Here is a 13,806-nt window from a genome sequence, read left to right as displayed (position 1 = left end):
GCACATATGTCAGGAAAGTCACATGGAGTATGGAAGCATCCAGCGGGAGCTTCGGATTGACGCCACCCCCGAGGTGGTCTACGAGGTGATCAGCTCTCCCGAGCACCTACGCGAGTGGTGGCCCGACGACGCCGAGCTCGACCCGGTCCCCGGCGCCACCGGCGCGGTCACCTTCGGCGACCCAGCCTCGCCGGACGCGAAGGTCGAGCCGCTCATCGTTTTGGAGGCTGACCCCCCCCGCCGGTTCGCCTTCCGCTGGATATACGACGACGGCGAGCCGGCGGCGCCGGGCAACTCCCTTCTCGTCACCTTCGACCTCGTTCCGTCCGGTGACGGGACGCTGCTGCGCTTTGAGGAGACCGGCTTCCGCGAGCGCGGGTGGGAGGGCGCCGTGTTGGAGGAGGCGTATCTCGACCACGTCCGCGGCTGGGACATCTTCCTCCCGCGCCTCGTCACCTACGCCGACAAGGTGGTCGCGCAGCCGTGAGCACCGCGATCGATGACGACCTCTGGTCCGCGGTCGGCGACCCGACCCGCCGACGGATGCTCGACCTGCTCCTCGCCCACGGAGGCGCTACGGCGACCACGCTCAGCGAGCGGCTGCCCGTCACCCGACAGGCGGTCGCCAAGCACCTCGGTGTGCTGGACCGCGTCGGCCTGGTGCACATGAGGCCGGCGGGGCGCGAGCGCCGCTATGAGGTGGACGAGGCGCAGCTCGCCCGTGCGATCGCCCAGCTGTCCGCGGTCGGCGCGACCTGGGATGCCCGGCTGCAGCGGATCAAGCGGATCGCCGAGCGGATCCAGAGCCAGTCGGGCTGACCTGTACCCGCACGTTCACAACGCGCCATCACGGACGTGGCGGCGTCGGACGACCACGCCCTGAAACGGGCGCGTCACCCGGAAACCAGTAGAAGAGCAGCCGATGTGCAGGACGTCCTGCAGCGGGTGTGCGCCGGCTGGTCAAGACCGGCGAGACGGCCCGTGCCGAGCGATGTCCGGTCGGCACCTGGCACTGGATCTCGCTACCACTCAATCAATGACACGCAGAGGCAAGGTCCCGATCATCATGACGACACGATCAACGGGCAACCCCGGACTGAGCACAGCAAGCTCCTCAAGCGCGGCGCGGACCGACCGCGGCTACTCAACGTCGTACACAGTCGAACAGCCACCGGAGGAGGTCTTCGCCGCCATCCTGGACGTCCGCGCCTGGTGGACGGGTCAGATCGAGGGGCGCACCGACGAGGTGGGCGCCGAGTTCTCCTACCGGCACCCTCCGCAGCACTACAGTCTCCAGCGCGTGGTCGAGCTCGAACCGGGCCGCCGCGTGGTCTGGCGGGTGACCGACAGCCATCTGTCCTTCATCTCCGAGCCAGGTGAGTGGACCGGAAGCGAGATCGTGTTCGACATCGTCTCCACGGCCGGCGGCACCGAGCTGCGGTTCACCCACGTCGGCCTGGTGCCGGACGTCGAGTGTTTCGACGCCTGCTCCATGGCCTGGGTGCACTACGTCAACGGCAGCCTGCGCAGCCTGATCACCACGGGAGCGGGCCTGCCCGACCCGTGGTGACAGGCGGCCGGGGCGGGCGCGTGGCACCGGCATAGGGACGGCGGGAACGTGGCGCAGGCCGACCACTTTCCGGCGCGGGCGGTGTCCATCTAGCCGAGAACCATCGGAGGGAAGGAGCCAACATGCGAGGGATCCCGCCGGCCAGGGAAACCGATGTCTCGGCCCGTGCCCAGCGCTCGGCCGAGGATCTGCTGGCGCTGGCGCGGAGGGGAGATGGTGAGGCGTTCCGCGGGCTCGTTGAGCCGTACCGACGTGAGCTCCAGGTGCACTGCTACCGCATCCTCGGCTCGGTGCAGGACGCCGAGGACCTGCTGCAGGAGACGTTGCTGGCGGCATGGCGCGGGATCGGCGGCTACGAGGAACGCGCGTCGGTACGGACGTGGCTCTACCGAATCGCGACGAACCGCTGTCTCAACGCACTGCGGGCCGGCGCCCGTCGCCCGCCCGGATATGCGGCCTACCAACCGGAGGTCCCGTTGCCCGAGCCATCGCACCGCCGAGCGGAACCGAGCTGGCTGGAGCCGTATCCCGATGTGCTGCTCGACGAGATCGCCGACCACATGCCTGGACCGGAGGCGCGATACGAGGTCAGGGAGTCGGTGTCGCTGGCGTTCCTGGCAGCGCTGCAGCAATTGCCGCCGAGGCAACGAGTCGTATTGGTGCTGCGAGACGTGCTGGGATTCCGGGCCGCCGAGGTGGCAAACATTCTCGACACGACCGAAAACGCGGTGACCAGCGCGCTGAAACGGGCACGGGGTGCGCTGACGCATGAGCTACCGGATCCCGACTGGGAAACCGCTCCGCTACCGAACTCGCCACAAGAACGCAGGATCGTGGCTGGTTTCAGCCGCGCATTCGAGGCCGGCGACGTCGACGCGATCGTGGCCATGCTGACAAACGACGCGTGGCTGACAATGCCGCCACTGCCGCTGGAATACCAGGGTCGGGACGCCATCCGGCACTTCCTGGCTACAGTCGCGCTGGGCAACGGCTACCGACACATGCTGATCCCGACGCGGGCAAACGGCCAACCGGCTTTCGGCGTCTACCTACGTGATCCGCGGACGCCGGTCCTGCACGCGCACGGAGTGCTCGTACTGACCCTGACCGACAACCGGATCACCGCGCTGACGCGATTCCATGACAACTCGCTGCTGACAATATTCGGACTTCCACGATCGCTACGCGTCTAAGCGGTTGCGTATGGACTGGAAGTCCATTCTTTTAGCGTGGAGGATACCGATGACCGCTGACGTGGCGGATTTGAAGGCTCGCGCCGAAAGGCTCCGCGAGCTGCACAGCGAAGAGATGCTCGTGCTGCCCAATGCGTGGGACGCGGCCAGTGCGACGATCGTGGCCGAAGCGGGGTTTCCCGCGGTCGCCACGGCCAGCGCTGCCATCTCGGCGATGCTCGGTTATCCCGACGGTGAGGGTGCGCCGTGGCAGGAGATGTTCGCCGCGGCCGGGCGGGTCGCCCGGGTGGTGTCGGTCCCGGTCACGGTGGATGCCGAGGCGGGATACGGCATGCGGCCACGTGAACTGGTGGACCGGTTGCTGGACATCGGCGCGGTCGGTTGCAACCTGGAGGACACCGACCACCGGGCGGGCGGCCTGGTCGAGGCCGGTGCGCACGCCCAATGGCTCGCGGGCGTCCGCTCCGCTGCCGACGATGCCGAAGTCCCGATCGTCATCAACGCCCGCGTCGATACTTTCCTGCCCGCCAGCGGGATACCTGAGCCGGATCGGGTCGCGGAAGCGATACGACGGGGCCGGCTCTACCGGGACGCCGGCGCCGACTGCATCTACCCGATCGGCGTGCGTCACAAGCGCGACCTCGCCACCCTCGTGACCGAACTACCCGGCCCAATAAACGGCAACACCGGTGAATATCTGGACCTGGCCGCGCTCAGGGAAATGGGCGTGGCACGAGTGTCCTACGGACCCCGCTTCTACCGCGCGGCCCTGGCCGGCCTGAAAACCGCAGTCCAGGAGCTCCTGGCCTGACCTACGACGACGCCATCACAACTGACGGTGATCGCTTCTCGGCCGCTGGATCGTCGACTTCGGCCGACGGTGAGTTTCCTGGACGTCGTGCTCGTCGAGGGGGAGCACAACCCGCTGTCCCCGGTTGGCCGCGTTCGCGGATTTCCAGCGCGGGGCGACTGACCGCATGGTCGGTCCGCCGGTACAGACGGATGCCCTGCTGGTCGGTTCCTACCGTTTTCTTTGATCAATTCTGAGTAGAAGGAGAAAGAAGATCATGGCTCTTCCCCAGGTCGCGTCACGCGACGAGTGGCTGGCAGCCCGGCTTGAGCTGCTCGAGCGGGAGAAGGAGGTCATGCGGGCACAGGACGCGGTCACCGCACAGCGCCGAGAACTGCCGATGGTCAGGATGGACAAGGAGTACACCTTCGAAGGCCCTGCCGGTAAGGCACGCCTGATCGACCTGTTCGAGGGCCGTCGCCAACTCATCGTCTATCACTTCATGTGGAACAATTCGGCAGCCAGGGCACGTGGAGACCAAGGCGTGGATGAGGGGTGCCCGAGCTGTTCGTTCACCATCGACAGTGTGGGCCGCCTGGATCACCTGCACGCCAGCGACACCACATTCGTGCTCGTTTCCCGCGCGCCACTGGCCAAGATCGAGAGTTTTCGGGCGCGGATGGGCTGGACGATCCCGTGGTACTCCTCGGCCGGAAGCGACTTCAACTACGACTTCCACGTCACCAACGACGAGTCGGTCGCGCCCGTCGAGTTCAACTACAAGGACAAGGCGACCTTGGAGCGCAGCATGAAAACTGCGTTCGTGGTGAACGGTGACGGACAGGCCATAAGCGTCTTCGTTCGCGACGAGGACTCCGTCTTCCACACCTACACGACGTACGGGCGGGGTACCGAGTTCATGATGAGCACCTACCAGTTTCTCGACCTTACCCCGATGCGCCGCCCGCGCTACGTCAACCAGTGGCCCTACCACGACATGTACGGCAGCGAAGCGGGCCATTCCCACCACTGCTGAGCCGGCACGTCGGGTGACGGCAGGACCGAGGCGTCACCCCGTCCGTCTCGAACACGGAGTGATCGAATGATCGAGTCCACACCACTGAGGTGGACACTCATCCTTGTGCTCGCGGGCACCGGAGTGTGGTTCGTATTCCGCGGCGTGCGCCCCGGCTCCGGTGGCACGGTACCGGCCGCCGACAGGATCTCTCACTTGGCCCACGTTCTCATGGCCGCGGTGATGGCCGCCATGATCTGGCCGATGGGATGAGTGAACCTGGGCCCGCGCCGCTCGACGCCCCCGTACGGCCCGCCGCCGTGCGGGGGCGCGGCATGTCCAAGGGGCCACATCTCTCTCACCACTTGCGGAACGGCCGCCCCTCGGCGCCGCCCGCGCGTGGCGGCTTCTCCCTGGTCACGGAGGCGTCGCCGCGTCCGCGCGGCCACGTCCACACAGTCGCGTCCCCGACGCGGAGCCGTATGGGATGGGAGGCGCATTCTGGGCGAAACGGCCCGAGCACCGGGACCCGGCCGTTAGCCTGAGGCGAACCTACCCCACTACCCGCTCGGAGCACTTTCATGCCCCTGCTCGACATGTTCGTGAACTCCTACGCGCTGCTGGACGAGCTGCGGAGCAGCCCCATCCTGCTGCTCCCGATCGCCGTCCTGTCCGCCTACTTCGGCTGGCGCGTCGTCGAGTTCATCCCGTTCACGCGGCGCATCATCGAGCGCCGTGAGAGCGGAAACTAGGGGCTGACAGGGGCTTTCGGGGAGCATGGCAGGATTGGGAGCCATGAGCGCGCAGATTCTCGACGGCAAGGCGACCGCGGCGAAGATCAAGGCAGAGCTGGCGGAGCGCGTCAAGGCGCTGTCCGCCAGGGGGATCACCCCCGGTCTGGGCACGGTCCTGGTCGGCGACGACCCGGGCAGCCAGATCTACGTCGCCGGCAAGCACCGGGACTGCGCCGAGGTGGGCATCGCCTCGATCCGCAAGGATCTTCCCGGCGACGCGACGCAGGCCGACGTCGAGGCCGCGGTCGACGAGCTCAACGCCGATCCGGCGTGCACCGGCTACCTGATCCAGCTTCCGCTGCCCGGCCACCTCGACACCCAGGCGCTGATCGAGCGGGTCGACCCGGGCAAGGACGCCGACGGGCTGCACCCGGTCAACCTCGGCAGGCTCGTGCACATGGTCGACGCCCCCCTGCCCTGCACGCCGCACGGCATCGTGGTCCTCCTGCAGGAGTACGGCGTGCCGATCAAGGGCGCCGAGGTCGTCGTGATCGGGCGGGGCATCACGGTGGGCCGCCCGCTGGGCCTGCTGCTCACCCGCCGCTCCGAGAACGCCACAGTGACGCTGTGCCACACCGGGACGCAGGATCTCGCGTCCCACGTGCGCCGGGCCGACATCGTGGTCGCCGCGGCGGGCGTGCCCAACCTGGTGACGGCCGACATGGTCAAGCCCGGCGCCGCCGTGCTCGACGTTGGGGTCTCCCGGGTGGACGGCAAGCTGGCCGGGGACGTCGCCCCCGACGTCCGCGAGGTGGCGGGGTTCGTGGCCCCCAACCCGGGCGGGGTCGGGCCGATGACGCGGGCGATGCTGCTGGCCAACGTCGTCGAGGCCGCCGAGCGCCGCTGACCCGTCCGGCTCTTACTTCTTGTGCCGCCTGCGGGCCGTGTGACGGCCGGCATGTGCGGTACGGCGGGCGCGCGCCGCGGCGACGGTCCGGTGCGTGTGCGTGCCGGCCGTCGGGCGCGGGTGCGGGGTGGCCGTGGGCTTCGGAGGCGCGGCGGCGATGGTCGCCTGCGGGTGCGCGCCGGCCGTCGGGCTGGGACGCGCGGCGGCGGCTGCCGCATTCGGCGCCGTGACCTGGGGCGGGGCGTGCAACTGCTGGGCGAGCCACGGCAGGGCCTGCGGCAGCTCCCGCTCCCAGGTGGCGAAGTTGTGGCCCCCGCTCGGCAGGATCAGCGACGCCGCCTGCATCGGCGGCTTCACGGCGGCCAGGAACTTCTCGGTGCTCGCGTAGTCGGCCTCGCCGTGCCTGCTGGTGGTCACCAGGACGGAGATCGGCGGGCTGGGCAGGTGGGCCAGCCGCCACATGAGGTCGTTCTCGTTCTGCAGGGCACTGCTGCCGCCGAACAGGTCGCCGGTCGTCATGTCGACGAGGGCGTGGAAGTACCCGGACAGCGACACGGCCGCCGAGAACGCCTCGGGGTGGCGCATGCTCATCTTCAGCGCGCAGTATCCGCCGGTCGAGCCGCCGAGCACGCCCCAGTTGGCGGCCTCCGTGCCCACCCGGAACCCGGCCTCCATCGCCTGCCGCAGGTCAGCGGTGAAGAACGTCTCCGCCTGCGGCCCTCCCGGCACGTCCTGGCACTCGGTGTCGCGCGGCGGCACCACGGTGGGACGCATCAGCACCATGATCGTCGGTGGGATCTGGTGGGCGAGGATCGACTCGGCCGCGATGGACGGCAGGTCGAGCCGGGTGATCAGGTTGAGCGCGTCCCCCGGGTACCCGGTCAGCGCGAGGATCACCGGGAACCGCCGGGTGGCGTACTTCTTGTCGAAGTACTGCGGCGGCAGGTAGACGTAGGCGGGCGAGCTGATCCCCGTCCGGGCGCCCTTGATCACGACCTGCTCGATCCGGCCGCCCTTCGTGCCCGGCCTCGGCTTGTCGACGAAGACCGGCTTGCTGCCGAGCACGCGGATCGGGGACGACGGGCCGGCCGCCACGATCGCGCCGCCCATGGTGATCGGCGGGGCGGCGGTGTCGTCCGTGCCGAACAGATCGCCCCACGAGCCGTAGAACCCGAAGTACGCATTGATCACGACGCCTATCGCGGTCAGCAGAAGAACCTGATCCAGCAGGAGCACGCCGATTCGCGCGGCGATCGCGCCGACGGTCGGACGGCTCAATCTCGGCCACAACCACACAGTCGCGGCGAAGGCCGCTATGGCGATTACGGCGAAAAGCGCCTGAACTTTTGTCGCTGTGAGGTCCACTCCTGACTCTCCCTGACGTCCCCCGGACCGCCGGCCCATGCAAAGGTACTCTCCGCAGGTAAGGGCAGGGTTAAGCTTGTCGAAGGGCCCTCCCCGGCGCCATTTTCACCATTTAGTGTGTCGTTCCGTGAGCCGTCAGACACGCATTCCGCGGGGCGCCGTCTCCCGGCCGTGGGTACCCGCGGCGGCGGGAACCGCGGCGCTGCTGATCGGTATTCTCGACATTGTCAAAGCCGTGGTCCCGCATTTCCGGGAGAGCCGGATCAGCGAGATCGCGAGCGTCCTGCCCGGCAGCGTCACCACCCTGGCGGAGTCCGCCACGCTGCTCGTCGGCATCCTGCTCATCATGCTGGCCCACGCCCTCCGCCGGAGGAAGGTGCGGGCGTGGCGCGCCGTGGTCGTGCTGCTGCCCGTGGGCGCCGCGGTCGAGGCGCTCCATCGGCACCCCATCGCCGCGGCCGTCAGCCTGGGGCTGTTCGCGGTCCTCGTGGCCAACCGGCGAGAGTTCTACGCGCTGTCCGACCCCCGGTCGCGCTGGCGCGCCCTGGGGATGTTCCTCGCCCTCGGCGCCTTCGACCTGCTGATCGGGTGGACGCTGGTGGCCTCGCGGGCCCGTACGGAGATCGGCAGGCCCGGCCTGAGCGACCAGTTGCAGCACGTCGTCCTCGGGCTGTTCGGCCTCGAAGGGCCGGTCACCTTCACCTCCGAGCGCTCCGGCGACCTCGTGTACTTCTCGCTGGCGGGGCTCGGCGCGCTCACCGCCGTCACGACGATCTACCTCGTGCTGCGCCCCGAGCGACCGGCCGCCGCGCTCACGCCCGGCGACGAGGAGCGGCTGCGCGCCCTCATCGGCCGGTACGGCTGCCAGGACTCCCTCGGCTACTTCGCCCTGCGCCGCGACAAGAGCGTGATCTTCTCCCCGACAGGGAAGGCCGCCATCGGCTACCGCGTGGTCGCCGGGGTGATGCTGGCCAGCGGCGACCCGGTCGGCGACGTCGAGGCGTGGCCGGGGGCCATCCGCCGGTTCCTGGACGAGGCGGGGAGGCACGCCTGGGTGCCGGCGGTCATCGGGTGCAGCGAGACCGGCGGCGAGGTCTGGACCCGCGAGGGCGGCCTCGACGCCCTGGAACTCGGCGACGAGGCCATCGTCGAGGTGGCCGACTTCACGCTGGAAGGCCGGGCCATGCGCAACGTCCGGCAGATGGTCAACCGGGTCGAGCGGCTCGGCTACACCTGCCGCGTACGGCGGGTGGGCGACCTCACCGAGGCCGAGACGGAGCGCATCCGCGGCGCCGCCGACTTCTGGCGGGGGACGGAGACCGAGCGCGGCTTCTCGATGGCGCTGGGCCGGTTCGGCGACCCCGCGGACGGCGACTGCCTGGTGGCTACCGCGCACAAGGAGTGCGAGGAGGGCTCGGCGCCGGGCGGCGACATCCGCGCGATCCTGCACTTCGTCCCCTGGGGGCCGGACGGGATCTCGCTCGACCTCATGCGCCGGGACCGGCAGGCCGACCCGGGCCTCAACGAGCTCCTGATCGTCAAGGCGCTCCAGGCGGCGCCCGAGTTCGGGGTGCGGCGGGTCTCGCTCAACTTCGCCATGTTCCGCTCCACCCTCGCCAGGGGCGAGCGGCTGGGCGCGGGGCCGGTGCTGCGCGCCTGGCGCGGCGTCCTCGTGTTCCTGTCGCGGTGGTTCCAGATCGAGTCGCTGTACAAGTTCAACGCCAAGTTCCGGCCGTACTGGGAGCCGCGGTTCCTCGTGTACCCGACCGCCAGGGACCTGCCGCGCATCGGCGTCTCGGCGCTCCAGGCGGAGGCGTTCCTCACGCTGGGCCTGCCGCGCCCGGGCTTCCTGCGCCGCTGCGGCGCGCTGCTGCGGCGGCGCCGGGCGGCGGCGGAGGTGCTCGGGCCGGCCGACGGTGCCGTACCCGGGCCCCACGGTGACCCGGTCGTCCACTCCCTTCCGGACGGCGGCGTCGAGCCGGTCCCCCTTGTGAAGCGTCCGCACGGCGCGGTCGACCTCCGCCGGGCCCGGCGGCGAGCCGCCGCCAAGGCGGCGGTGGAGGCGCGCGTGGGCCCGCAGCCGCCGGGCGAGCTCGACGGCCTTCGCGGCGGTGTGGGTGACGCCGGCGACCGCGAAGCCGCCGACCCGGCCGGCGCACCGGGCGTACCGGTCCGCGACGCGGAGGTGGCCGACGGAGAGCATCCGGATCACGGCGCGCCGCCGGAGACCGCGCCGGACAGGTGAGCCGCGGGCTCGACCGCGCACGGAGATCCGCGCCGCCGGAGACCGCGCCGGACAGGTGAGCCGCGGGCTCGACCGCGCACGGAGATCCGGGCCACGAGGACCGCGCCGGACAGGTGAGCCGCGGGCTCGACCGCGCCGGATCCGGGCGCCGCGGACCGCGCCGCGGACGGCCCCGAGCACCGGGTCAGCGCGCGCTCACCGCCGCGTGACGTGAGCGTCAGGACGCGCGGCGCCCCGCGGGCGTGCGGGGCTGGGCCTGCGGCTGCTCGGGCTCGGCCGGACCCGTCGCCCGCTGCGGAGGCACCACCGGGGTCGGACGCACGAGGCCGAGGGCGACGACCTCGTTGGCGAGCCGGGTGCGGCGGTTGGTCCCCTCGGGGATCCGGAACTTCTGGTACAGCCGCAGCAGGTGCTGCTTGACCGCCGCCTCGGTGACGACGAGGTCGTCGGCGATCTCCCGGGCCGTGGCCGGGGCCACGAAGGCCTCGTCGGACAGGGCGGGCCGGCACAGCGAGGTCAGCACGTCGACCTCGCGGCGGGTGAGCTCGGGCGCGGCGGCCCGGCGCAGCTCGACCTCGGGGGTGAAGTCCTCGCGGGGGATCCCGCCCACCCTCGCCCGGGCGGCTCCGAAGGAGACGACGTCGCCGTCGTCCAGCACCCTCCTGGCGATCGGCCTGCCGTTCACGCGGGTGCCGTTGCGGGACAGGCCCAGGTCCACGACGTACAGGTAGGGCCCTCTACGGACGAATTCGGCGTGCAGCCGTGACACGCTCGGATCCGTCAGCCGGATGTCCACGCCTCGGCCACGACCGATCGTGGTGACATCGGGGCGCAGCGGCACGACCTCGCCGCTGTCCTCGATCCGAATGAACGGCCCCTCCACGGCAGTTCCTCCCCAGGTAGCCCGCCGTTACTTTCGCTACACGTCCGGCTTACCCACACGTGGCGATGGGGAATCGCCTTTGCCATAAGCAGAATCCTTCCTGAAATTGGTCTGGACCTTTGCGGAGCGCTTTACCTGCTCACGGGTAGACTTCGGGCGTAGATAAGTGGAGGAAACACTTATGGCGGACAAGCCCACCAAAGGCCTCGCCGATGTCGTCGCCGCGTCCACAGCGCTGAGCGACATCGACGGCAAGGCCGGTCGGCTCTTCTATCGTGGCTACGACATCCACGACCTGGCCGGCCGCACCACCTTCGAAGAGACCGCCCACCTGCTCCAGCACGGCACGCTGCCCGATCGCGCGCAGCTGGCCGAGTACGGCGCCGAACTGGTGCGAGGCCGCAGCCTCGGCGCGCTCGTCGAGAGCAACATCCCCGAGATCGCCGAGAAGCAGGAGCCCATGGAGGCCCTGCGCACGCTCGTCTCCCTGGCCGGCGCCGACGACCCGGACAAGGACTCCAACGCCCCGGACGCCAACCGGCGCAAGGCCGCGCGGCTCACGGCGCAGCAGCCCATCCTGGTCGCCCGCTACCACGCGGCACGGACCGGCTCCGCCGTCCCGGACCCCGATCCCGAGCTGAGCATCGCGGCGAACTTCCTGCTGCAGATCACCGGCCGCGCGCCGTCCCGGCGCGAGATCGAGATCTTCGACACCTGCCTGGTGCTCCACGCCGACCACACGATGAACGCCTCGACGTTCGCCGCGCGCGTCTGCGCCGCCACGCTGTCGGACATGCACTCGGCCATCGTCGCCGCGATCGGCACGCTCAAGGGCCCCCTCCATGGGGGTGCGAACGAGCAGGTCATGCGTACGCTGGAAGCGCTGGACCCGAACGGCGTGGCGCAGGCCGTGCGGGACAGACTGGCGGCCGGCGAGAAGATCATGGGCTTCGGGCACCGGGTCTACAAGACGGAGGACCCGCGCGCGACGCACCTGCGGCGTATGTCGCAGGAGCTCGGCGAGGCCTCCGGCGACGACACCTTCTACCGCATGTCGCGGGAGATGGAGGAGGTCGTGTTCGCGGAGAAGGGCCTGTACCCGAACGTGGACTTCTACGCCGCGACCGTCTACCACTACCTCGGCATCCCGACCGACCTGTTCACCCCGGTGTTCTCGGTCAGCCGGATGTCGGGGTGGACGGCGCACGTCATCGAGCAGCACGCCGACAACCGCCTGATCCGCCCGGACAGCGAGTACATCGGCGAGCGCGACCAGAAGTGGGTGCCCGTCGACGAGCGGTGACCGCGGCGCGGCGGCGCCCGGCGGGAACGGCCGGCGGGACGAGAATGTGAAAACGACGGAGAAGACGGCATGGGGACCGTACCTGCTGGTGGCGGCGGGTGCGGTCGTCGGGCTGTGCGCGATCGCGCTCGGGGCCCCGCCGCCGGCCGGGGCCACGATCATGGGCTGCGCCCTCGTCGTCGGCGCCCTCGTCAGGCTGAGGGCGGCGGACGCGCGGGCCGGCGCGCTCGCGGTCCGCAGCCGGGGGATGGACGCCCTCGTCCTCGGCGGCCTGGGCGCCCTCCTGGTGCTCGGCTCGCTCCTCCTGCTGTTGCCCCTGCACAACACCTAGTCACGGGCGCGGCACGCCCGTCCGATAGCCTCAACGGCCAGTGAGCCTCAAAAAGGACTGTCTGGCCAGTTAGTTCAGAAGGGGAACCCCACGCATGCCCAAGATCAAGGTAGCGGGCCCGGTCGTCGAGCTCGACGGCGACGAGATGACCCGGATCATCTGGCAGTTCATCAAGGACCAGCTGATCCTGCCCTACCTCGACGTCGACCTGAAGTACTACGACCTCGGCATCGAGCACCGTGACGCGACGGACGACCAGGTCACCATCGACGCGGCCAACGCGATCAAGCAGTACGGCGTCGGCGTGAAGTGCGCCACCATCACCCCGGACGAGGCGCGCGTCGAGGAGTTCGGCCTCAAGAAGATGTGGAAGTCCCCCAACGGGACGATCCGCAACATCCTCGGCGGTGTGATCTTCCGTGAGCCGATCATCATGTCGAACGTGCCGCGGCTCGTGCCCGGCTGGACCAAGCCGATCGTCGTCGGCCGTCACGCGTTCGGCGACCAGTACCGCGCCACGGACCTCAAGGTGCCGGGCGAGGGCACGCTGACGATGACCTTCACCCCGAAGGACGGCGGCGAGCCGATCGAGCTCAACGTGTTCGACTTCCCGGGCAGCGGCGTCGCGCTGGCGATGTACAACCTCGACGAGTCGATCCGCGACTTCGCCCGCGCCTCCATGCGGTACGGCCTCAGCCGCGGCTACCCGGTCTACCTGTCGACCAAGAACACGATCCTCAAGGCGTACGACGGCCGGTTCAAGGACATCTTCGCCGAGGTCTACGAGACCGAGTTCAAGGCCGACTTCGAGGCCGCCGGGCTCACCTACGAGCACCGGCTGATCGACGACATGGTCGCCGCCGCCCTGAAGTGGGAGGGCGGCTACGTCTGGGCCGCGAAGAACTACGACGGCGACGTGCAGTCGGACACCGTCGCCCAGGGCTTCGGCTCGCTCGGCCTCATGACCAGCGTGCTGATGACCCCCGACGGCCAGACGGTCGAGGCCGAGGCCGCCCACGGCACGGTGACCCGGCACTACCGTCAGCACCAGCAGGGCAAGCCCACCTCCACGAACCCGATCGCCTCGATCTTCGCGTGGACCCGTGGCCTGCAGCACCGCGGCAAGCTCGACAACCAGCCCGAGGTCGTCGACTTCGCGCAGAAGCTGGAGCAGGTCTGCATCGAGACGGTCGAGGGCGGCCAGATGACCAAGGACCTCGCGCTCCTGGTCGGCGGCGACGCCGAGTGGCTGACCACGCAGGACTTCCTCGCGGCTCTCGACGAGAACCTCAAGAAGAAGATGGCGGTCTGAGAGCCGGACCAGTGCCGTACGACGGTCGCGACGACCGCCGGAACCGAAGGGGCCGCCTCCGCGCGGCCCCTTTTCGTGTGCCCGGTTCGCTCCGGGACGTCACGGCGTGGTCTCGGCTGACCGGAACGGCACGGGCGGGGTCGTAAAGTTCTGCTGGC

Annotated in this window: 14 protein-coding genes; 12 read left to right on the top strand and 2 right to left on the bottom strand. The window is 69.8% G+C overall.

Annotated features, from left to right (window positions below; all coding sequences use genetic code 11):
* Positions 1 to 22 precede the first annotated feature (22 nt).
* From Mco01_RS24620 to Mco01_RS24585, 8 genes are all read left to right on the top strand, one after another.
* Positions 23 to 487 (top strand): SRPBCC family protein, encoded by a 465-nt coding sequence (locus tag Mco01_RS24620; protein ID WP_204059275.1) that lies wholly within the window; start codon positions 23 to 25, stop codon positions 485 to 487.
* Complete coding sequence (locus tag Mco01_RS24615; RefSeq protein WP_204059274.1) at positions 484 to 819, top strand: ArsR/SmtB family transcription factor; 336 nt, start codon at positions 484 to 486, stop codon at positions 817 to 819. The genes Mco01_RS24620 and Mco01_RS24615 overlap by 4 nt, the downstream gene beginning before the upstream one ends.
* Positions 820 to 1,066: 247 nt before the next feature.
* Positions 1,067 to 1,570, top strand: coding sequence for an SRPBCC family protein (locus tag Mco01_RS24610; protein WP_204059273.1), 504 nt, complete (start codon positions 1,067 to 1,069; stop codon positions 1,568 to 1,570).
* A gap of 122 nt (positions 1,571 to 1,692) precedes the next feature.
* On the top strand, positions 1,693 to 2,763 hold the full coding sequence (locus tag Mco01_RS24605; RefSeq protein ID WP_204059272.1) for a sigma-70 family RNA polymerase sigma factor: 1,071 nt from the start codon (positions 1,693 to 1,695) through the stop codon (positions 2,761 to 2,763).
* A gap of 49 nt (positions 2,764 to 2,812) precedes the next feature.
* Positions 2,813 to 3,574: an isocitrate lyase/PEP mutase family protein gene (locus Mco01_RS24600; protein ID WP_204059271.1), complete on the top strand. Its 762-nt coding sequence runs from the start codon at positions 2,813 to 2,815 to the stop codon at positions 3,572 to 3,574.
* A gap of 256 nt (positions 3,575 to 3,830) precedes the next feature.
* On the top strand, positions 3,831 to 4,589 hold the full coding sequence (locus tag Mco01_RS24595) for a DUF899 domain-containing protein (RefSeq protein ID WP_204059270.1): 759 nt from the start codon (positions 3,831 to 3,833) through the stop codon (positions 4,587 to 4,589).
* A 560-nt stretch (positions 4,590 to 5,149) separates the two neighbouring features.
* Positions 5,150 to 5,320 (top strand): hypothetical protein, encoded by a 171-nt coding sequence (locus tag Mco01_RS24590; RefSeq protein ID WP_204059269.1) that lies wholly within the window; start codon positions 5,150 to 5,152, stop codon positions 5,318 to 5,320.
* Between the two features lie 43 nt (positions 5,321 to 5,363).
* Positions 5,364 to 6,209 (top strand): bifunctional methylenetetrahydrofolate dehydrogenase/methenyltetrahydrofolate cyclohydrolase, encoded by an 846-nt coding sequence (locus tag Mco01_RS24585; protein WP_204059268.1) that lies wholly within the window; start codon positions 5,364 to 5,366, stop codon positions 6,207 to 6,209.
* A gap of 12 nt (positions 6,210 to 6,221) precedes the next feature.
* On the opposite strand, the gene Mco01_RS24580 is transcribed toward Mco01_RS24585, so the two are convergent.
* Positions 6,222 to 7,487: an alpha/beta hydrolase gene (locus Mco01_RS24580; protein WP_204059267.1), complete on the bottom strand. Its 1,266-nt coding sequence runs from the start codon at positions 7,485 to 7,487 to the stop codon at positions 6,222 to 6,224.
* A gap of 214 nt (positions 7,488 to 7,701) precedes the next feature.
* Here Mco01_RS24580 and Mco01_RS24575 point away from each other — a divergent pair, with 214 nt between their 5' ends.
* The gene (locus Mco01_RS24575) at positions 7,702 to 9,819 is read left to right on the top strand and encodes a phosphatidylglycerol lysyltransferase domain-containing protein (RefSeq protein WP_204059266.1); all 2,118 of its coding nucleotides are present in this window, start codon (positions 7,702 to 7,704) and stop codon (positions 9,817 to 9,819) included.
* A gap of 217 nt (positions 9,820 to 10,036) precedes the next feature.
* Here the strand turns inward: Mco01_RS24575 and Mco01_RS24570 are convergent, their stop codons facing one another.
* The gene (locus Mco01_RS24570; RefSeq protein WP_204059265.1) at positions 10,037 to 10,702 is read right to left on the bottom strand and encodes an FHA domain-containing protein; all 666 of its coding nucleotides are present in this window, start codon (positions 10,700 to 10,702) and stop codon (positions 10,037 to 10,039) included.
* A gap of 181 nt (positions 10,703 to 10,883) precedes the next feature.
* Between Mco01_RS24570 and Mco01_RS24565 the strand changes: the two genes are divergently transcribed.
* The 3 genes from Mco01_RS24565 to Mco01_RS24555 all read left to right on the top strand — a co-directional run bounded on the left by Mco01_RS24565 (position 10,884) and on the right by Mco01_RS24555 (position 13,648).
* Positions 10,884 to 12,005 carry a citrate/2-methylcitrate synthase gene (locus Mco01_RS24565; RefSeq protein ID WP_204059264.1) on the top strand — a complete coding sequence of 374 codons (1,122 nt, stop codon included), beginning with the start codon at positions 10,884 to 10,886 and terminating at the stop codon, positions 12,003 to 12,005.
* A gap of 46 nt (positions 12,006 to 12,051) precedes the next feature.
* Positions 12,052 to 12,336: a DUF3017 domain-containing protein gene (locus Mco01_RS24560; protein WP_204059263.1), complete on the top strand. Its 285-nt coding sequence runs from the start codon at positions 12,052 to 12,054 to the stop codon at positions 12,334 to 12,336.
* Between the two features lie 94 nt (positions 12,337 to 12,430).
* On the top strand, positions 12,431 to 13,648 hold the full coding sequence (locus Mco01_RS24555; RefSeq protein WP_204059262.1) for an NADP-dependent isocitrate dehydrogenase: 1,218 nt from the start codon (positions 12,431 to 12,433) through the stop codon (positions 13,646 to 13,648).
* Positions 13,649 to 13,806: the final 158 nt, after the last annotated feature.

It is taken from the genome of Microbispora corallina (assembly GCF_016863035.1).
Lineage (GTDB): Bacteria > Actinomycetota > Actinomycetes > Streptosporangiales > Streptosporangiaceae > Microbispora > Microbispora corallina.
The sequence above is the reverse complement of the archived record's forward strand: the minus strand, read 5'-3'. Positions and strand labels throughout refer to the sequence as shown.